The organism is Falcatimonas sp. MSJ-15, from assembly GCF_018918265.1.
Lineage (GTDB): Bacteria > Bacillota > Clostridia > Lachnospirales > Lachnospiraceae > Falcatimonas.
In genome coordinates this window covers 242,052-264,229 of sequence record NZ_JAHLQC010000001.1, presented here as the reverse complement: position 1 = coordinate 264,229, position 22,178 = coordinate 242,052, and the positions used below count along the sequence as shown (strand labels likewise).

General features: G+C 33.1%; 16 protein-coding genes. 1 reads left to right on the top strand and 15 read right to left on the bottom strand.

The features are described from left to right. Positions 1-30 precede the first annotated feature (30 nt). The 10 genes from dnaK to KQI85_RS00915 form a co-directional block, all read right to left on the bottom strand. The gene (gene dnaK / locus KQI85_RS00960) at positions 31-1,887 is read right to left on the bottom strand and encodes a molecular chaperone DnaK (RefSeq protein WP_216574166.1); all 1,857 of its coding nucleotides are present in this window, start codon (positions 1,885-1,887) and stop codon (positions 31-33) included. 56 nt (positions 1,888-1,943) lie between these two features. Further along, complete coding sequence (grpE, locus tag KQI85_RS00955; RefSeq protein WP_371820504.1) at positions 1,944-2,561, bottom strand: nucleotide exchange factor GrpE; 618 nt, start codon at positions 2,559-2,561, stop codon at positions 1,944-1,946. Positions 2,562-2,581: 20 nt separating this feature from the next. Continuing rightward, on the bottom strand, positions 2,582-3,625 hold the full coding sequence (gene hrcA, locus KQI85_RS00950; RefSeq protein ID WP_216574164.1) for a heat-inducible transcriptional repressor HrcA: 1,044 nt from the start codon (positions 3,623-3,625) through the stop codon (positions 2,582-2,584). 625 nt (positions 3,626-4,250) lie between these two features. Continuing rightward, complete coding sequence (locus KQI85_RS00945) at positions 4,251-4,790, bottom strand: nitroreductase family protein (RefSeq protein WP_216574163.1); 540 nt, start codon at positions 4,788-4,790, stop codon at positions 4,251-4,253. 40 nt (positions 4,791-4,830) lie between these two features. Further along, positions 4,831-5,853 carry a low specificity L-threonine aldolase gene (locus KQI85_RS00940; protein WP_216574162.1) on the bottom strand — a complete coding sequence of 341 codons (1,023 nt, stop codon included), beginning with the start codon at positions 5,851-5,853 and terminating at the stop codon, positions 4,831-4,833. A 265-nt stretch (positions 5,854-6,118) separates the two neighbouring features. Beyond that, the gene (locus KQI85_RS00935; RefSeq protein ID WP_216574161.1) at positions 6,119-6,970 is read right to left on the bottom strand and encodes a glycoside hydrolase family 43 protein; all 852 of its coding nucleotides are present in this window, start codon (positions 6,968-6,970) and stop codon (positions 6,119-6,121) included. A 43-nt stretch (positions 6,971-7,013) separates the two neighbouring features. Then, positions 7,014-8,177: a radical SAM family heme chaperone HemW gene (gene hemW / locus KQI85_RS00930; RefSeq protein WP_216574160.1), complete on the bottom strand. Its 1,164-nt coding sequence runs from the start codon at positions 8,175-8,177 to the stop codon at positions 7,014-7,016. Between the two features lie 62 nt (positions 8,178-8,239). Further along, complete coding sequence (lepA, locus tag KQI85_RS00925) at positions 8,240-10,054, bottom strand: translation elongation factor 4 (protein WP_216574159.1); 1,815 nt, start codon at positions 10,052-10,054, stop codon at positions 8,240-8,242. Between the two features lie 109 nt (positions 10,055-10,163). Then, the gene (locus KQI85_RS00920; RefSeq protein ID WP_216574158.1) at positions 10,164-12,089 is read right to left on the bottom strand and encodes an EAL domain-containing protein; all 1,926 of its coding nucleotides are present in this window, start codon (positions 12,087-12,089) and stop codon (positions 10,164-10,166) included. A 266-nt stretch (positions 12,090-12,355) separates the two neighbouring features. Further along, positions 12,356-13,828, bottom strand: a complete 1,473-nt coding sequence (locus tag KQI85_RS00915) for a methyl-accepting chemotaxis protein (protein ID WP_216574157.1) — start codon at positions 13,826-13,828, stop codon at positions 12,356-12,358. Positions 13,829-14,318: 490 nt separating this feature from the next. Here KQI85_RS00915 and KQI85_RS00910 point away from each other — a divergent pair, with 490 nt between their 5' ends. Next, positions 14,319-16,163, top strand: coding sequence for a hypothetical protein (locus KQI85_RS00910; protein WP_216574156.1), 1,845 nt, complete (start codon positions 14,319-14,321; stop codon positions 16,161-16,163). Positions 16,164-16,315: 152 nt separating this feature from the next. Here the strand turns inward: KQI85_RS00910 and KQI85_RS00905 are convergent, their stop codons facing one another. From KQI85_RS00905 to gpr, 5 genes are all read right to left on the bottom strand, one after another. Continuing rightward, positions 16,316-18,019: a GGDEF domain-containing protein gene (locus KQI85_RS00905; RefSeq protein ID WP_216574155.1), complete on the bottom strand. Its 1,704-nt coding sequence runs from the start codon at positions 18,017-18,019 to the stop codon at positions 16,316-16,318. A gap of 229 nt (positions 18,020-18,248) precedes the next feature. Then, positions 18,249-18,866 (bottom strand): hypothetical protein, encoded by a 618-nt coding sequence (locus tag KQI85_RS00900; RefSeq protein ID WP_216574154.1) that lies wholly within the window; start codon positions 18,864-18,866, stop codon positions 18,249-18,251. Between the two features lie 188 nt (positions 18,867-19,054). Beyond that, positions 19,055-19,834: an alpha/beta hydrolase gene (locus tag KQI85_RS00895; protein WP_216574153.1), complete on the bottom strand. Its 780-nt coding sequence runs from the start codon at positions 19,832-19,834 to the stop codon at positions 19,055-19,057. Positions 19,835-19,933: 99 nt separating this feature from the next. Continuing rightward, positions 19,934-21,151, bottom strand: coding sequence for a stage II sporulation protein P (locus KQI85_RS00890; RefSeq protein WP_216574152.1), 1,218 nt, complete (start codon positions 21,149-21,151; stop codon positions 19,934-19,936). A 34-nt stretch (positions 21,152-21,185) separates the two neighbouring features. Next, the gene (gpr, locus tag KQI85_RS00885; protein WP_216574151.1) at positions 21,186-22,079 is read right to left on the bottom strand and encodes a GPR endopeptidase; all 894 of its coding nucleotides are present in this window, start codon (positions 22,077-22,079) and stop codon (positions 21,186-21,188) included. Positions 22,080-22,178: the final 99 nt, after the last annotated feature.

Sequence of the window (22,178 nt, the reverse complement as noted above, 5' to 3'; positions counted from 1 at the left end):
TGTTACTCATTAACTAACTACGTCTCTATATTATACTTCTTTGTAGTCTCCGTCAACAACATCATCATCCTGTGATGCACTACCTGTTGCTCCGCCCATATCAGGACCTGCTCCCTGACCTGGATTAGACTGTTCGTACATCTTAGCAAATAACTTCTGAGCACTATTCATTAATTTTTCTTTTCCTGCTTTGATAGCATCGATATCTGAATCTGTCATACCATCTACTGGAGTTTTCTCTAATAATGATTTTAATTCATTTAAGTCTGCTTCAACTGCACTCTTATCTGTTGGATCAAGTTTGTCGCCAACTTCTTCAATAGCTTTTTCTGTCTGGAATACTATTGAATCAGCTTCGTTACGAGCATCGATTCCTTCTTTACGTTTCTTATCCTGTGCTTCGTATTCTGCAGCTTCTTTAACAGCTTTTTCAATATCTGAATCTGACATATTTGAACCAGCTGTAATTGTGATATGCTGTTCTTTTCCTGTTCCAAGGTCTTTTGCTGATACATTAACAATACCATTAGCATCGATATCGAATGTAACTTCAATCTGTGGAACACCTCTTCTTGCTGGTGGGATACCATCAAGTCTGAACTGTCCAAGTGATTTATTATCTCTTGCAAACTGTCTTTCACCCTGTACTACATTGATATCAACTGCTGTCTGATTATCTGCAGCTGTTGAGAATATCTGACTCTTCTTTGTAGGAATTGTTGTATTTCTCTCGATTAATCTTGTTGCAATACCACCCATTGTCTCGATTGATAATGAAAGTGGAGTAACATCAAGAAGAAGGATTTCACCTGCACCGGCATCTCCTGCTAATTTACCACCCTGAATTGAAGCACCGATTGCTACACATTCATCTGGGTTTAAGCTCTTGCTTGGTTCATGTCCTGTTAACTGTTTTACTTTATCCTGTACAGCTGGGATACGTGTTGAACCACCAACTAATAATACTTTTGTAAGGTCTGCATTAGTAAGACCAGCATCTTTCATAGCATTCTGAACAGGAATTGCTGTTCTCTCTACTAAGTCATGTGTTAATTCATCAAATTTAGCTCTTGTAAGGTTCATATCAAAGTGTTTTGGACCTTCAGCTGTTGCTGTGATGAATGGTAAGTTAATGTTAGTTGTTGTAGCTGATGATAATTCTTTTTTAGCTTTTTCAGCAGCTTCTTTTAATCTCTGAAGAGCCATCTTATCATTTGATAAGTCTACGCCTTCATTTTTCTTAAATTCTGCTAACATATAATCTGTAATCTTCTTATCAAAGTCATCACCACCGAGCTGTTTATCACCTGATGTTGATAATACTTCGATTACACCATCACCAATTTCAATAATAGATACATCGAATGTACCACCACCTAAATCGTATACCATAATCTTTTGTTCATGTTCATTATCAAGACCATAAGCTAAAGCTGCTGCTGTTGGCTCGTTGATAATACGTTTTACTTCAAGTCCTGCAATCTTACCTGCATCTTTTGTTGCCTGTCTTTCTGCATCATTGAAGTAAGCTGGAACTGTAATAACTGCTTCTGTTACTTTTTCACCAAGATAGCTTTCTGCATCAGCTTTTAATTTCTGAAGAATCATAGCTGATATTTCCTGTGGTGAATATTTTTTATCATCAATTGTTACTTTATAATCTGTACCCATATGTCTCTTTATTGATGAGATTGTCTTGTCTGCATTAGTAACTGCCTGACGTTTTGCAGGTTCACCTACAAGTCTTTCTCCAGTCTTTGTAAATGCTACTATAGATGGAGTTGTTCTAACACCTTCAGTATTAGCGATAACAACTGGTTTACCACCTTCCATAACGGCTACGCATGAATTTGTTGTTCCTAAATCAATACCAATTATTTTTCCCATGATTATTTCCTCCTAATATCTAAAATAGAAATTATTTAACAATTTAATCTGCAAATTTAATTTGCAACTTTTACCATACTGTGTCTTACCACTGTATTTCTGTACATGTAACCTTTTTGGAATTCCTCAACGATTACATTCTCTCCGACATTTTCATCATCTACATGCATTACTGCATTATGGAATGCCGGATCAAATTCTTTGTCTAAAGCTTCGATAGGCTTTACATCCATGTCTTCTAATGTCTTCATAAGCTGCTTATAAATCTTATCCATTCCATCTACAAATGGATTATCTTTTTCTTCTTCTGCAACTGTCTTAAGACCTCTTTCAAAGTTATCAACAACAGGTAATATTTTTTCAATTACATCTCTAGCTCCAACTTCGTACATTGCTGATTTTTCTTTTTCAGTACGTTTTCTAAAGTTATCGAATTCTGCCATTGTTCTTTTATATTTGTCTGTAAGTTCATCTATCTGAATGTCTTTTTTGTCTTTCTTCTTTTCTTTTCCAAAGAAACCTTTTTTAGCTTTTTCAGTTTCTTCTTCATCTTCAGTTGCTTGTGTAACTTCTCCGTCTACAATATCTTCTTCTGTATTATCAACGTCTGTATTGTTGTCTTCCTCTAAGATTTTTTCTTCTAAGTCTTTTTCTTTATTATTAACTTCTGACACTTTTATAATTCCACCTTTCATCAAGTCTTTTTATACACAGTATCAAGCTGTGTTTTGACTTCTTTGAGAGTTTCAACCACTTTTTCGTAGTCCATTCTTTTAGGTCCTATAATACCTATAGTTCCTTGTACGCCTTCTGAAAGTTCATATGTTGCTGTAACTACGGAACAGTCCTTCATTGATGTTACCGGCGTCTCACTTCCTATATATACCTGAATACCATTGTCATCATCTTCTGATGAATTAACTAAGCTGGTAAGAAGCTTCTTCTCTTCAAATGTATTAATAAGTTCACTGGCTTTCTGGCTGTCGCTAAGTTCAGGATATTTGAATATATTATTAGCACCGCTTGTATATATCTTAAGGTCTTCTTCATTACCTATTGCTTCTGCTACTGCATTCAGAACCTGATTAACAAGTGGTCCATGTTCTCCTGCCTGAACTGTAAGTTTAGATATAATCGAAAGATTAATCTCTTCCATTGACAGTCCACAAAGACTTGTATTGAGTAATATGTTAAGTTTTAACAGCGTCTCATTATCTATAATGCTCTCTACATCTATCATCTTATTCTTTATTATATTGCCTTCAGCAACTATAACTGCTAACAGATGATATTCATCAACCTGTGAAAGCTGAATGAACTTTACTTTATTCTTATGATAACTTGGTGCTGTAATCATTGTCGCATAATTAGTATTATTCGCCAGCGTCTTTGCTACATTCTGTAGTAATGTCTCAACCTTGTCAACTTTATCAACCAGGAGTTCTTTTATCTCAAGCACTTCTTTTTGCTGCTTCTCAAGTTCCTGTTCCTTCTCATGCATCATATTATCTACATATAATCTGTAACCTGCATCTGAAGGAATTCTTCCTGCCGATGTATGCGGCTGAACTATAAGTCCTAATTCTTCAAGGTCCGACATCTCGTTACGAATGGTCGCTGAACTTAAGTTAAGGTCTGTATACTTGGATATTGTTCTTGATCCTACCGGCTCACCAGTCTCAAGGTAATTCTTGATAATCGCCTGCAATATCTTCATCTTCCTATCATCTAAAACCATCAGCTCACCTCTCGTATTTTTTCTTTGTTAGCACTCACCTTTAAGGAGTGCTAATCTTGTTAAACATACAATATCACTACCTATTATATTTGTCAACACCTTTTGCAAATTTTTTTATTCTTAATTTTCAAAAGTATACTTATGCGAAACTCATATATAGTTTATCTAAGATTGCCAGAGTATAGATAGCATCAACAAAAACACGCTCTCGCTAAGTGTACAGCGTAACGGTACTAAGTTTGTTGGAAGTCTTTGCCTTCCAACGCACTAAGTGCCGACGATTACCACATTGTTTTCTTTTGATGCTATCTATACTCTGGCAATCCAATTTACGTTTCGATGAGTTTCGTAGCTACGTTTTCGCATAATAATATTTTGCAAAATTGTATATTGTAAACCAATAATCCATTTAAAAATCTCTGAAAAACGTATATTAGCAACGCCCGGATTAATATGTATCAAAAAAACAATGTGGTAATCGTCGGCACTTAGTAAGCTATACATCTTAGATGTATGGCGAACTTAGTACCGTTACGATGTACACTTAGCGCAAGCGTGTTTTTGTTGACACATATTAATCCGGGCGTTGCCTTAAGCCTTCCTTATGAGATTTTTAAATGTATACTTAATAGAATTTTGCTACAGAATCAACATCTTTTCTTTTTGGCATAGATGGTTGTACATCTGAATATCCAAGTGCTATAACTGATACAATCGTCTCCTCGTCACCTATATTAAGCAGCTCTTTAATCTTCTTCTCATCTCTAAGTCCCATAACAAGAGTTGATAATCCAAGTTCATGTGCTTTTAATAGAAATATCATATTATTAAGTCCAAGATCATAGCATCCCCATCCGTCACCAAGTTCATTACTTTTGCGTCCATCTCGTTCAAATCCTGAACGATGGTTCACAAAAGATGCTACTATAATTGCACTTGCTCCGTCTGCATTTTTTGCATTAAACTCTGGCAGACACTCTTGTTCTACTTCTTTAATAATATCTTCAGACATAATACAATGATATCTTGCTGTCTGTGAATTCTTCCATGATGGTGCGTATGAAGCTTCTTTTATAATCTCTTCAACAACACTTCTCTCTACTTTTCTACTTGCATCATATTCTCTAACACTTCTTCTAGTCTCTACAACATTCGTAAATTCCATATTACTCTCCTCTGTGCTATTATAATAGGTTGTTATAACTTTATAACTCTTTTATTGCTTTTACAAATTCCTCTACTGCACTTTCTTTTGTTGCCCATGATGTCACTATTCTTACACATGCATGTTCTTCATCGACTTTAGAATCTATTGAGAATAGATAATCTTTTGAAAGTTTGTCAATGTCTTTATATGTAAAAATAGGAAATAACTGATTACTCTCAGGTTCATATTTGAACTCAATATCTTTATCAAGTAATGCATCTTTAATTATCGCTGCACACTTATTAGCATGAGCTGCAAGATCATAGAATACATTGTCTTTAAACAGTTCCATAAACTGTATTCCTAACATTCTTCCTTTTGCAAGCATCGCACCTTTTTGTTTTTCCATATATCTGAAATCTTCATTAAGTCTCTCATTATTAATTACAAGTGCTTCTCCAAATAATGCACCATTCTTAGTTCCACCTATATAAAAAGCATCTGTAAGTGCTGCTATATCTGCCATTGTAAGATCATTAGCATCAGCTGTAAGTGCTGCTCCAAGTCTTGCTCCATCCATAAATAGTATAAGTCCATGCTTATCTGCACTATGTCTTAATTCTTCAAGTTCACTCTTTGTATATATAGTTCCAACTTCTGTTGAATCTGATATATATATAAGTGCCGGCTTTACCATATGTTCTGTTGTATTCTCTTCCATAAGAGCATCAATTATCTCAGGTGTTACTTTACCATCTGATGCGTATTTGGTAAGTATCTTATGACCTGTTCCTTCTATTGAGCCAGTCTCATGAACATTAATATGACCGGTAGTTACTGTAATAACTGCTTCATATGGTTTTATAAAAGATGAGATCGCAAGCAGATTAGCCTGTGTTCCTCCTGATATAAAATGCACATGTGAATCTTCCTTTTCTATATGCTTTAATATAAGTTTTTCTGCCTCTTTGCAATATTCGTCAAGACCATATCCCACTGTCTGAATAAGATTAGTCTCCATTAACTTTTCCAATATTCCAGGATATGCTCCCTCACTGTAATCATTGTTAAAACTGTACATAGTTACCTCCAACCATTTCTCATATATTATATCTTAATTTATGCCATAATCTAATGTCGTAATACTTCTGAAACTGTTTTATAATAGTTCAGACATTCTATATTTGTATTAAGATACTATCTATATTAATACATTTTCCATAAAAAAGAAATGCTATATTTCAATTTGTAATATTTTGATTCTCTAACAGGCACAAAATCTATGGTATAGACTATTCATTTACCTTAAGTATCCACTATGCACTACTTTGTTTATAAGAGTTTTTCTATACTCTAATAAGCGTATGTCCTGTATCTTTAACAGGAATGAATACTGGTCTTTCATACGGATTATTATTAGGTGAATGAAGTGCAAGCATAAGTTCACCATTAAGATTCTCAAATATCATTCCATGTCCACCATTGTCTGGAAATAGCAATTCTTTATCTTGTGTCCACTTACCGGTTATATCACCATTATCGCTTCTGGCTATCGCCTGAACATATCCACTCTTTGCAAAACCTGACCATATTATAAGAAGATCTCCATCGGTAGTTCTATATACAAATGGTCCATCTGTCACATATTGCTTCTCGCCTTCCATGGTCCATTCCGGTGATGAGCCTCTAAATATTACAACCGGTTCGCCTATTGCATGTTTTAAATCTCTGCTAAGTTCCATATAACATACTTCGCCATCAACAACTTGTGTCCATTCATGACAAAATATAATATATGGAACGCCTTTGCTATTAACATAAAGTGTTCCATCAAGACTCTCATAATCTCTCGGTGTAACAGGTCCATCACTATATAATTCAAATGGTCCCATTGGTGTCTTTGCTCTTAATATCTGAGTTCCACGACACATATTCTCTGCTTTGAATGACGCAAACATATAATATTCTCCATTATATTCATGAACTTCCGGTGCCCAATAATGTCTGTCTGCCCAAAAGCCTTCCGGACGGTGAAATACTTCATATGGTCCATCAAATTCTTCAAGATCTTTGCTCACATATACATCAAATCCATCAGCAAGTCCCCATACTGTTTCACCTCGTGAACCATACATATAATATTTGCCATCTTTTACAAGCACAAAAGGATCTCTTATATTAATATCTGTTCTCTTCATCCTAATACCTCCCACATACATTCAAGCGGATAATTGCCTTTTTTTAAAAAATATAGTCTGAGAATACATAATTACTTACATCTATTCCAAGTTCTGTAAGCCTGATTCGATCGTCACTTCGCTCTATAAGTTTCTCATCTATATGTTTTTGCAAAATATCTCCATACACATCATCTATAGTCTTGCCAAATTCCTCATAGAATGTTCTAACAGATACTCCTTCCATCATCCTAAGTCCAAGAAACATATATTCTTCCATCATATCTTGTTTCGTTAAAGATTCTACATTCTCATGTAGTCTGGTTATATCATCTCTTTTATCTGCTTTTTGCAATATATCAAAATATGTCTGAAAATCTGATATATTATTATATCTTGTTCCTTCAATATATGATGAAGCACCAATGCCAAATCCAATATATGATGTCCGCCTCCAATATGACATATTATGAATACATTCTCTGCCTGGCTTTGAATAGTTAGATATCTCATATCTCTCATATCCATTCTCATGAAGAACTCTCTTAGTATCATAATACATATCACGCTCTGCTGTCTCGTCAGGAAGTGGATTTTCCTTAGCAATTTCGACCATCTTTTTCATTGGTGTTCCGTCTTCAATTATAAGCGAATATGCAGATATATGTTCAGGATTAAGTTCAACAACTTTTTTTAGTGTATCTAAATATGTCTCTCTTGTCTGGTATGGCAATGCACTCATAAGATCTATATTAATATTATTATAATGTTTCTCTCTTGCCAGATAATAACTTTGCAAAAAATCTTCAAATGTATGAATTCTTCCAAGCATCTTAAGTTCCTTATCATTAGCAGACTGAAGTCCTATACTAAGCCTGTTAACTCCATATTGTCTATACATGTCAAGCTTATCTGCATTAAGTGTTCCTGGATTACATTCCATGCTAAATTCAATACATGATGACATATCGCAGTACTCGTTAAGCGATTGTAATATACTCTCCATAAGTTCAACTGGAAGAATGGATGGTGTTCCACCACCGATAAATATTGTCTTTAATTCTTTTTTATTAACATATTCACTTTCTATGCGCATCTCTTTAATTAATGATTCTGTATATTTTTTCATCATATCATAATCTGCCCTACATGATAAAAAATCACAATAATTACATTTACGCGCACAAAAAGGGATATGTATATATATCCCTAATTGCTCTTTTATCATATTAATATTCCTTTTAATCTCTACTTTTCATCAAGTTTTAAGACACTAATATCTTTTAATCTCTACTTCTCATCGAGTTTTAAAACACTCATAAATGCTTTCTGTGGTATCTCTACATTACCAACCTGGCGCATTCTCTTCTTACCTTCTTTTTGTTTTTCAAGAAGTTTCTTCTTACGTGAGATATCGCCGCCATAACATTTTGCAAGGACGTCTTTTCTAAGTGCTTTTACTGTCTCTCTTGCTATAACTTTACTTCCAATAGCTGCCTGTATTGGTATCTCAAAGAGATGTCTTGGTATCTCTTCTTTTAGTTTCTCGCACATCTTTCTTCCACGTTCGTAAGCTGTACTTGAATGTACAATGAATGAGAGTGCATCGACTTCTTCCTTATTAATAAGAATATCAAGTTTACACAGATCTGATTTTTCATAGCCTTTCATCTCATAATCAAAAGATGCATAACCTCTTGATCTTGATTTTAATGCGTCAAAGAAATCATATATTATCTCATTAAGTGGAAGTTCATATTTTAATAATGCTCTTGTGTCTTCTATATATTCCATTCCAAGGTATGTTCCTCGTCTCTCTTCACATAATTGCATTATTGAACCAACAAATTCCTTAGTAACCATTATCTCTGCATTTACAATAGGCTCTTCCATGTGTTCTATCTCTGATGGATCTGGAAGATTTGATGGATTGGTAAGTTCTATCATCTCACCATCTGTCTTATATACATGATATATAACACCAGGAGCAGTTGTTACAAGATCAAGATTATATTCTCTCTCAAGTCTCTCCTGTATTATCTCAAGATGTAAAAGTCCAAGGAATCCACATCTAAAGCCAAATCCAAGTGCTACCGATGTCTCTGGTTCATAGTTAAGTGAAGCATCATTAAGCTGTAATTTTTCAAGTGCATCTTTAAGATCCTGATACTTAGCACTATCTGCCGGATATAATCCACAATATACCATTGAGTTAACTTTTTTATATCCTGGAAGTGGTTCGGCACATGGATTAAGTGCATCTGTAACTGTATCACCAACTGTAGTATCCCTTACATTCTTAATACTTGCTGTTATATATCCAACCATACCTGCTGATAATTCGTCACATGGTATGAACTGTCCCGGACCAAAATATCCAACTTCAACAACATCTGCTTCTGCTTTTGTTGCCATCATTCTGATTCTTGTTCCTTTTTTTACTGTACCTTCTTTAATACGACAGAATATAATAACTCCTTTATAAGAATCATATAATGAATCAAATATAAGAGCCTGAAGTGGTGCATTAGGATCTCCTGTCGGTGCCGGAATCTTTGTTACTATACTCTCTAATACTTCTTCTATATTAATACCATTCTTAGCTGATATTCTTGGTGCATCATGTGCTTCTATTCCTATTACGTCTTCTATCTCTTCTATTACTCTATCTGGATCTGCACTTGGAAGATCTATCTTGTTGATAACAGGGAAGACATCAAGATCGTGATCAAGTGCAAGATATACATTAGCAAGTGTCTGTGCTTCTACACCTTGTGCAGCATCTACAACAAGAATCGCACCATCACATGCAGCAAGGCTTCGTGATACTTCATAATTAAAATCTACGTGTCCCGGAGTATCAATAAGATTGAATACATACTCCTCACCATCCTGTGCATTGTATATTATACGGACTGTCTGTGCTTTAATTGTTATACCACGTTCTCTCTCAAGCTCCATATTATCAAGAACTTGTGACTGCATCTCTCTGCTTGTTAAAAGTCCTGTTTTTTCAATAATTCTATCCGCTAAAGTTGATTTTCCATGATCAATATGCGCGATAATACAAAAATTTCTGATTTTACTCTGTTCAATATGTGCCATATTATACTGCCACAGATATCTGTGACGTCTCCTTTCATCGTGTTTCTCATAGTTTTAGATTTATGCTAATTATAGCATATTGCTTATTATTTTGAAAGAATGATGAAAGCTATTTTTTGCTGAAATATTCTGATAATTTTTCAAGTTGAACAGGTTTTGCATATTTATATCCCTGTATATAATCAAAACCATGATCAATACTATATTTGCTATGTTCTTCATTCTCTACGCCTTCTACAAGCAATACAAATCCTTTTTTCTTAAATATACTTACTATACCATCTACAAGATCGTTCATTGTCGAATCGCTAATTGCACGATATAGTATACTTTTATCAAATTTTATTGTCATAAATGGAAAACTTACAATTCTCTCAAGATTAGAATATCCTGTTCCAAAATCATCAAGATAGAATTTCACACCTGCCTGATTAAGTTTTCTCATATTCTCAGATACAATCTCATAATTGCCACTCATCGTACTCTCAGTAAGTTCAAGCCTTATCTTCGAACTTGCTACTTTATTATCGTTAAGTATCTTCATAAGTTCTGTATAGAGATTCTCATCTTCCATCTCAACCGTTGAACAATTAATTGTTATTGCATCAAAATCATAAGTATTTGCAAGTTCATTAATCTCTTTACATACTTTATTAAGAATAATACATGTAAGTGCATGAATACATCCATTATGTTCTGCAAGTTCTATAAATTTATCAGGATATATTATTCTTCCATCCATCTTAAGACGCATAAGTGCTTCTGCTGTTCTGAATGTTCCTGTCGATATACTGTAAATTGGCTGTGCATAACATATAACTCTCTCATCTTCAAGATCCATCTTATTTCTTATGTCAACAAGCATATTCTCAATCGCATACTCTTCTTTGAATTGTTCATAATCTTTATCTTTACATACATACTTTTCATTCTCATAGTTATTATGCATCTTTTTTATCATATAATCATAGAACACTTTTAACATATGCATATTATTAACATACGGAGTATTCTCCATTACTAACATCTTAAAATCTGTATGCAGTACTGAATTCTTATATGGAAGACCCTCTGCAAGAATATTATATACCTGTTCAACATATCCTTGTACTTTGTCTTTTTCACCACTTTTTATGAATACTATGAATTCTTTATCGCTAATTATATAATTATGCATTTTTATTGATACATGTTCTATTTGACGGCTTTTAGTAGATAATGCATATTTACGCTGATTATAAAAATCAATCTCACCGTCAACACGAAACTGCGTCATCTTAACATAGATAATCGTATATTTTTTGTGAAGGTATATCGCATCTAGAAATCTCGTCTCAAAAGAGTATTCATTCTGGCATCCTGCAATCTCATTGTATGGATTACTATGAAAAAGTATATAAAATATAACAAATGGAAAGACATATGTAGCACTTGAGAATACACAAGTCTCACGAACATACCATTGTAACATAAGTAATATTGTATCTAATGGAGATAGAATTGCTACTCCGATTTTTACAATTCTTGACATATTACGCCTGCCTATTATCCATGTAGACCATGAATATAGACTGTCAAGTATTCCAAATATAAGATAACTGTAGAAATAATCTGTAAGTATTATACTTGTTCCATCATAAGCATACATTTTTCCTGCAAGTATCCCATATCCCATATATATACAATAACCAAGATCATATATAAGTTCTGTTATCATAATATATCTGAATTTTATTTTTAACTCAGGTGATAATAATAATACATAATTAAATATAAGATTCAATATAATAAGATAGTTAAACATAAAAAGTGCACATATAATATTAAAGAGTATAGAATCAAACTCTTCAGGTTCTCTCGTAATTCCTATTATAGTTATACTAAGAACAATCTGTAATACTGACATTACCATTCCTGCACAATCTATATGATAGATTCTGGTTCTTCTTGGTTTTGTATAAATCATTGCAGTTAATATCAAAATTGCAATAACAAGAAATACATATTCTGTTATTATATTTACATCATAATTCATAATTACCTCCACGAGTTTAGCTATACTATACATTGTTTTTCGGAAAGTTTTGTTAATTATATAACCGCAGCTAATATATGCATACTTAAGCACTTTTTCTTTACTATATCTATTTATACAATTTTTATCTATACTATATACCGTCAATTTTACTATTCTTCGCATAAAATAAAGACAATGCACATATTCATTATGATTACAATCATATTCTATGTTTATTGTCTTTATTATTTTTTTATATTATTTTTTATTTTTTTAAAAATAATCTATTTAGACTCGATCTTATCTATAAGTTCTCTCGCCTTTACTGCAATATTTTCTAATATATCAACATTAGATTCTTCTGCTTCAAATGTCTCATTAGAATGTGCTGATACTTCCTGTGATATTGCTGATATTGTATATACTGAATCAACAATTTCTTTATTAGCCTTCTCTAACTCTTTAATATGCTCTGTAAGTTTATCAACATTATCTCTTATTGCAAATGTATTATTCTCTATGTGTTTAAAGCTTTCTGCTGTATTCTTGGTCGATACTTTTTCTGTGCTTATTCCATCTATCATCTGTCTTGTATTATTAACTACATCGCTAATAGCTCCTGACACATTATCAATAAGTGTTGTTATACTTACTGTTGCTTCTGTTGTCTGTGATGCCATATTAGATATCTCTGTTGCAACTACCGAGAATCCTCTTCCTGCTTCTCCGGCTCTTGCCGCTTCAATACTGGCATTAAGTGCAAGCAGGCTTGTCTGTGACGCAATTCCACTTATAAGTTCTACTATTGTATTCATCTCTTCTATATATTTATCAAGTGTCTCTAATTTTTCTGTAATATATGCACCCTTTTGAACTGATTCTTCAACTTCTGTTACGAGAACACTAACTTCTTTACTTCCTTTTTCAAGTATCTCTAATGTATGTGCCATATTATCGCTTATATCACTTGCTTCCTGATCCACAAGAGCTACTTTTTTCTGTATCTCTTCTGTCTGAAGTGTCTGTGTCTGAACTGCGTTAGCTGTATCTGTTGCACCATGCGTAAGTTCTTTCATAGCTTCTTTAGTCTTTTCAGCTGATTCTAATAACTGCTCTGTACTTGAATACATATATGAAACTCCCTGTCTCATTGTATCAGCTATCTCACTTTCTTCTTTCATAAGTCGTTCAGCTTCATTCTTGGCTTCTGCCGCCTCAGCTATTCTCGCCTGTGAATTCTTATTAAGTCTGTTTACAACAAAATATGACATAAGACATGCTAATATAATTACTGTCATCTGTATCATGCCTGAGCTTTTGTCCACATAACCAAGCTTACCTGTTATTTCTCCACCTACGACACTTATAAGATTGACAAGTATAACACCTATATTAATCTTTATCGCATATTTCGAATCATTATATACGCTTATAGCAAGTATCATTGGGATTACATATACATATATCATCGCATTAGTTGTTGTGAACATTACGAATGTATATAATACTGCAAATCCACTAGCCACAAGATGTTTTATCATAATATTCTCAGGATCTTTTCTCCAATAAGCAATCTCCATAGCCGGTGATATAAGTGCCAATAGAATTACTAATATTGCATATGCAACGCTCCTGTTGCCTAGGACTGCCTCTCCGATAAAAGTTACTACATAGACAAGTGCAATTAATATATGTGCCGACATGGCTGTTGTATTATTGCTTGCTAATTCAGACTTTTCTTTATACTCTTTGTTCATAAAAAATAAGTGCCCCCTTTTGTTTTTTACTATTCTTTAATTTAAATCTACTGCTCGTTATATCGTCATAGTATTTTTGTAAAACAAGAGTGAAGCACTTATTATTTTTCATTAATCTATTGTATTCTTCATTCGTTTTTCAAGCTATCTTTAGTATTCTTCATTTATTCTGCAAGCTATCTGCTCTTATATTGCTCTTAAGATATAATCTGTAATATATCAATAATCGCTTCCATAATATTTTTCATTTTTTTATTTTTTTACAATTATTTTTTCTATTCAAAAATCTTCCAAATTCCATCTTTCCCTTATTTTAAGCGACTTACAGCGCTTTTTCTGTTTTTAAAAAACACTCTTCCCCCCCTTAGATCCCCCCCAAAAAGGGGGGGGATTTTTTTTTCATCCGATAATAAAATACTATTTGCTATAAAGCTGACGAGCTTTAAAACATATACTTATATAAGAGTTTTTTTGTTTTGGAGGATTGTAAATGACTCGAATGAATTTAAAAAAATATGTAAAAATGGCAAACAAAGCTTATATTGCTGTTGCACTATCTATTGTTGTCACAACAGGAAGTATATCTTTGGTAACTTTTGCCCAAAACCCAACCGCACCTGTGCAAACCAATATATATAATATCATTGGTGATGCTGCGTATTATGGAATAATATGTAATAAGCTAAGTGTCAATGCCGACATGGAATCTAATTTTGCTTCCGATCATGTTATATTTGCAGGTCAGGCAGATTCCGGCAACAGCACAGGTAAATTCACAAATGTAGGTGGAACTATCTATATGAAAGAACTCACTTCGGGTACTATCCAGCTCTATCCTACTAATAACCTTGTCGTAGGTACTAATTATACTATTGACGGAACAAATCTTACATTTGAAAATGGTTCAAGAATTCTTCTTGCCAATTCATCAGGCGTTAATGTTGCATTTGACCCAGATTATATGAATGTTGATGCCACTATTGACGAAGTATCTGATTCAGTTAATGAATATACTGCAGACGATACAACTGAAGGCGCAGTTGTATCTCTGTCAGATATGAATAATGCTGTTATCGATGTAAGAAATTGTGCAGACTCAATCTGTACAGTATATGTTCCATTAAGTCAATACAAATGTATTCAACCAGGTGGACTAAAGTTTTACAAAAATGATAATCAGGCAATTATCATAAAACTTGTTAATGACGGTGCAGTCACTTATGTTAACGATGAAGTTACCAATCTTGTTACTGAAAATGTCTATATCAATAGATATTTTATAAATGGTACTAATTCAGCAAGTGATAATGCACTTAACTCAGATACTATCATATGGAATCTGAGTGACTTCAACGATACTATTATCACAATCTCCGAAGGATGTGGTATATTCGTTGCACCAGAAGCCAATATCGCACTTGGTGGATGTGGTCGTGGACATATAGTAAGTAAATTCTTCACTAATTCAGGTAATGAATGGCACTTTTTATCTGATAACTTAAGTGAAGAAACTTCTACTCTTCCTACTGAGACTACTACCGAAGAAGTTACTACTACTCCGGTTACTGTTCCTGAGACCACTACCGAAGAAGTTACTACTACTCCGGTTACTGTTCCTGAGACCACTACTGAAGAAGTTACTACTACTCCAGTTACTGTTCCTGAGACCACTACTGAAGAAGTTACTACTACTCCGGTTACTGTTCCTGAGACTACTACTGAAGAAGTTACTACTACTCCGGTTACTGTTCCTGAGACTACTACCGAAGAAGTTACTACTACTCCAGTTACTGTTCCTGAGACTACTACTGAAGAAGTTACTACTGCTCCGGTTACTGTTCCTGAGACTACAAAGCCTCATCATACTGAACCTGAGACTACAAAACCTCATCATACCGAACCTGAGACTACAAAGCCTCATCATACTGAACCTGAGACTACAAAACCTCATCATACTGAACCTGAGACTACAAAGCCTCATCATACTGAACCTGAGACAGTCACTAGAACTACAGAGGAAGAGACTACTACTAAAGTTCCAGAAATAACAAGTACACCTTACGAAGAAGAAAATACCACTACAGAAGAAGTTACTACTAAAAAGCCAACTGGTATTCTTGGAACTGAAATAGTAAAAGAAACTACCACTAATAATCCTACTAAAAAAGGTGAAGTTCTGGGTATGGAAATTGTAAAAGAAAAGAAACCGGAAGTACTTGCCAGTGAAGAAATTAATACTGGCGATACACACAATATACTTTTCTTAGGAGCAGTTTCATTATCATCACTTGTAACACTTATAGCCTGTACATTAGGCAAATTAAAGAAAAAGTAATAAAAACAAATAACAAATAATAGAATTAATATTTTACCAATCTGTTCTATTAAGCCCTAATTAAAAAGCAGATGCTAACAATCCTAGTCAGTTGTTAAGCATCTGCTTTTTTATATTTTTTAGTATCACATTAATATTTTTCTTAATACTTTTTAACACTCTTCATTTTCGCCTTGTGCTTTTTTATATGCCTGTTTATATTCATACATACTCTTATCAGCCATCTTGTAGGCATCCCATATAGTAATATCTTCTAGCTTTTCTTTACTCTTATATCCAAATGATACTGATATTTTATATTCTCTTGTAGTATTCTCATTATTTTTTCTGATCTCTTCTTGTAATCCTCTAATCAGATTAGCTATCTTATGCTCATCGCAACTGTTAATAAGTCCTATAAACTCATCGCCACCCATTCTTCCAAAAAATCCATATTTTTCAAATGTTTTATTAGCTATTGTAGCAAAATCAACTAAAAGACTATCACCTGTTGCATGTCCATATGTATCATTTATATTTTTAAAATTATTAAGATCAAAATTAAATATTGTATATTCATCTACATTATCATTATACTCACTAAACATATCCTCACATCTTGCTCTGTTTGGCACTCCTGTAAGCACATCCGTATACGCAATATGCATAAGTGTCTGTTTCTCTATATTCTCATGAAAACTTCTAACCATTCTCACTACATACATTGCAAACATTGACACAATAAAGACTACTATTCCTATAGGAAGTATACTAACTGTCATTCCCTTAAAAAAGCCACTCAGATACTTTTCGCCATTAAATCTTATAAGTTCAAGAATTAACACAATTAGTACAAACAATATACCTTTTAAGAGTATTCCCTCTGATGAATCCTTATTTCTTCTCCATTGTAAGAAACTTACTGTTATAGTTACAAAGAATACAATTACTGCCAATGTATGATATGCTGTTAAAAATTCCGGTAAATGTGCAATATTCGTAATGTCACATATAATACTTGTCAAGATAAATATTATCGTCATTATTATAAGTCCACCTAGAGGTATCTTGACTTTTCGTTCATAGTGAAGTTCATATATGAATATAAGGAAAAATAGTAACAAAAAATCTAATGACAAAAACTCTATATATCCTATAACTCTATAATTAGTGACAAACAACTGTATAATACCTGTCGTTGCCATAACCCATAGTGCTGAAGATATCGCTATGCATGCCATCCATCCCATTGTTCTATATTCTCTTGATAAATCTCCAAAGATTACTATAACTCCGATTAGCATAATACCAATCCCAAGCATAAATATTGATGTTACAATCTGTAAAAAAGATCTTTGTATAAAATTCTCTATAATCCCAAGCTGACTCTGGAAATTAATATTAGGTATTGTCGTAAACGCATTCTGCTCTGTAACATAGAGCTTAATTATAAGATGTTTGCCCTGATAATTCTGTGGAAGACTTATAAAATGAGTTCCACTTCCTGTCATCTTTCCATTCTGAATATATTGATCACCAAAACTATATATAAGTTCATCATCCATATATGCATGAATAACACAATGATATACTTTAAATTCAACCATAGCACCAACTATATCACTTTGCGGCATCGGAATATCTAAAGTAACTTTATCACCTATACTCACTGTGCCAAATTTGAATGAATTAATATTAACATGCTCATATATCTCTCCATTATGTTCAACATTAACATCTGTACCTATATCTATATTATCTCTTATACCATCATTAATCACAGATATATATATTGTATAAAGGATTATCAAAAAAAATATAAAAATAACTATTCTTACATATCTATTAATAAACTTTTTTCGTCTTATCTTTATCATTATGTTTCCCCCTATATCATTATCAGATATATTGTTCTGCAAACATAGCTTAAGTGCTACTACTCAACTGTATTACTACAAAACTTACTACAAATAAATCAGTAACTTCTATAATGTTCAGTTACTGACTCTTAGTATTCTTATTATATTATCGGCATCTGATATCCATAAATATTCTTCTTTATCATTTCTTAATACTAAAATTCTTTTTTTAACAAAGTCTCGTTCTCTATTCTGCGATAATTATCTCTTTTGCATAAGGAAGTGTCTCTATCCATTCACAGAATGTATGCCACTCATCAAGCTTATGATTTCTTCTTGAAAAATATATATTAACAAGTGTCTCATAGTTAAATGTACATGTTCTCATCTGATTATAACTTGATGGCAGAAGCTGAATAAGATCATACCAATACTTCTTATCTTTTGTCTCAACATATTTAAGTCTTATGCTTTCAAGATATTCAATCATATTATTCATAGCTCTTAATGATTCTTCTGTAAGATGATCATGACTGAAATCTTCTATATCAAAAGGTTTTGAATGAATCTTATGCATTGTGCTTGTTGAATTAGCTACTGTTGCAACCTTATAAGTATCATATTCTTTCCACCAGTACATTGGTGCTGTTATATCGCATGATACAAGAATCTGTCTCATAAACTTTCTATGATCACTTCCTGCTTTTCTAAGTCTTTTTGCAAGATCTATATCATTATCGCCAAATACAAAGTTACCATCCTCATCAACATAGCTATCCATTCTAGCCCAGCTATTGAGTGGATTTCTTGCACCTCGCATTGCATTTTCAAAATTCATTACACTATCTCTTTCTATTTTTAACATATGTTACTGCTGCCCAAAATATATTATATATATTCTAAACAGTCTCTCCTTCCCTTAGCTTTCATATACGATTAATCTAATCATTCTCATAATAATTAGTCTGATTTTGTCAAAAACAACTAGATATCATCTTTTAATATTCTTATAAGCAATTATTATTCTTATAAGCAATTGTCTTACTTATGTAATCACTTCTGATTATCTACTATAAAATCTACAATTATCTGAACAGTCTCCTTAATCTGATCAATGCTGCTTAATGCATCTTTGCTGTCATCTTTTTGTACTCCATAGCATCCAAAACCTGAATGATTACCATTTTCTATTACTTTTGTAATTGCATCCTCCGGAAGATTATCAGAATTCTTCTCAAGCTTATCCATATTAAGAATTCCATCCTTATCACCATATACACTAAGTACTTTAAGCCCTCTATTTTTAAGATTTGCTGTTGAATATGATGCTAATAGTATTATTCCATCATATTTTGCTGCATTATCACTAATATAAGTCGCTGCCATTGCTCCACCTAGCGAGTGTCCTGCAAGATACCAATGATTAATATTAGTAAATTCTTCCTGTCCTATAATATCATCTGCTGCATCTTTATCAAAAAATGCAAGATGATATGGCATATCACATATTATGCAATATATTCCTCTTTCTGCAAGCATCTTCATTAATGGAGCATATGCTGAAGCTTCTATCTTCGCTCCCGGATAAAATATAATTCCGGTATCACTTGGTCTCTTTGGAACAAAGTAAATCTTATTACCTTTTGTAAACACATCTGCTCCTGTATCGCTTACAAAATATTCCTGACCATCCATTGTTGTCTTATAATAATCAGAAACATAAATATTAAAGGCTACAACTCCTAACAGTACAATCAAAACCAATATCGCTATTATCTTTAATCCAAGATATTTTTTATTAAACTGCTTCTTTGTCTTCTTCTGTCTGTCCATAATCTTATCCTCCATATTTACTTTATTAATTTTATTACAGCAGGCTCATATTGACAAGCCATAATTATCTTTTTCCAAAACAAGTCATAAAATCTGTATTCATTTTGCAAAAACCATATCAAAGATATCGGCAAGTATATCCATAGAATTACAGACTTCCTGTTTTGTATTTGTCTGAAATCCCGCTTCTATAAGCATTGAACGTGGTTTTAAATGCAACACATATCTGTATCCTTTTATATATATCTTTCTAAACACGTTAGGATAATATTCTTCTGCTTTTATTTTCAACTGAAAACTTGTTGCCAGATTGTCTTCTATGTATGGATTATACAGATATTCTATATTTCCCAATTTATTGGTATAACTTATTCCATTAAAAAACATAACTGGTGCTACTGTCTGACCGGCAACATCCGTAGTTATATGCTTAGACTCATCGCCAATGCCATCTCTGTGCAGATCTATTACTATCTCAATTGTCGGATTATCTTCAATTATCTTCTTTGCGCCTTCACTTGCAAGCGTATATGCATTATTTCTGTCAAGAATACCATCTACATAATCATATATACTTCTGTCATGGATGACATTATATCCTTTTTTAGTGAGCAGTTCTGTAAGATAATCCCCAACTCCGACTATCCCTGTGGTAATATCATTAACATCTGAATCAGCAAAGAACTCTTGTGAATGTGTATGTAAAATAAGAATCTGTGGTACTTTTGGATTCTTATCTATTGTCAAATCTTTTGCAAGAAATTTTTCTCCATTGAGTAATTCGTCAGAAAGCATCGTTGTACTGTCTACTGTATAAAAAGTATTATACAGGTAATTATAGTCTTTTAACTGTTCATCTGTAAATGTTTTTGTCCCAATAGCCAAAGTCTCTTCTGATTCATCATATACATCATTATCAGTTTCTTCTGTACTTTCATTCTCACTATTTTTTGATATACATCCTTTATCTTTAGTATTGTCAACTCCACTATCATTATCTTTACTAGTACTATCTTTGCCATTATCTTTGCTTATCTCTCTGTTGTTATCTTCATTTTGCTCTTTTTCATTATCAGCTTCTGTTAACATCGCATAAAATGGATCGCTTTGCCACTTCTTATCACTGTTTTTGCCTTTTTCAACATAATCATATACCAATTCCGTACCTGCTATTTCACTATCAGTATTGTTATTTGCCCCGACTAACTCACAATTAGTTTCATATAGAATAAGTGCTACATCAAGAAATCTATTTACCGAAGGGCACAAGAGCAAGGCAATAACAAACATTTTGCCAATTTTTTTCTTTCCAGACATACACAATACCTCCGTAGTTAATACTATTCAGATATTATTTTTTTATTCCGGACATACCATTAATCGCCTCAGATAGTGTATAACTTACTCTTTTTATATAATCATCTATATCTTTAGGTGTGACATACATATTCTCGCTATAATCATCTATATATTTCTTCAATTCTTTTGCATCTTCATCACTGCTTATCTTACTTATTGCATCATATACTATCGTTCCTGCATCTATCACAGTCGGAACTCCAATTGCAATCACCGGCACTCCAAGAACCTCTTTATTAACTTTCTTTCTTCTGTTCATAACTCCGGAACCGGGTGCAATCCCTGTATCAGTTATCTGAATTGTTCTTCCAAGGCGTTCCATACGCCTAGCTGCAAGTGCATCAATAACAATTACAAGATCCGGATGTGTCATTGCAACAATCCCTTGCAGCACTTCTGCAGATTCCATACCTGTCTTTGCCATTACATTAGGAACAATCGCACTTATTATATATTCTGCATCTTCATCTATATTTCTTGTAATTCTAAGATTGGACACAGTTACCGGTCCAAGTGCATCTGGCATAGCATCATGGTTACCAAGACCTGCTACAAGAATATGTCTTATATTATTGTACATCGAAAGCATACTGATAATTGCTTTTTTTAACTCCTCTGATACATTTATATGATAACTCTCTTCATTACTATCTATAAGCGATGCCGCCTCGATTGTTATATATCTTCCTTTTTGTTTACCAAGTCTTTTTGCTGCTGTATCACTAATTATCTGTACATCTGTTATCTTAATATCTTTCTCTTTTAGGTTCTTTTCTTCTATCTTAATCCCACTCATATACTCTTCTTCAGGTTCTGCTATCTCACTTGATTCAAGTATAAGATCTGTTCTTAACCTTATAAAATCTTCACATTCTACATTAAACATCTTTACCTCTTATCATTTATTCAAAAATTCTTATCAACTACCGTCTTCTTGTTATGTCATTTCTTAAGACATAACATAATCGGTTATATACTTTCTTAT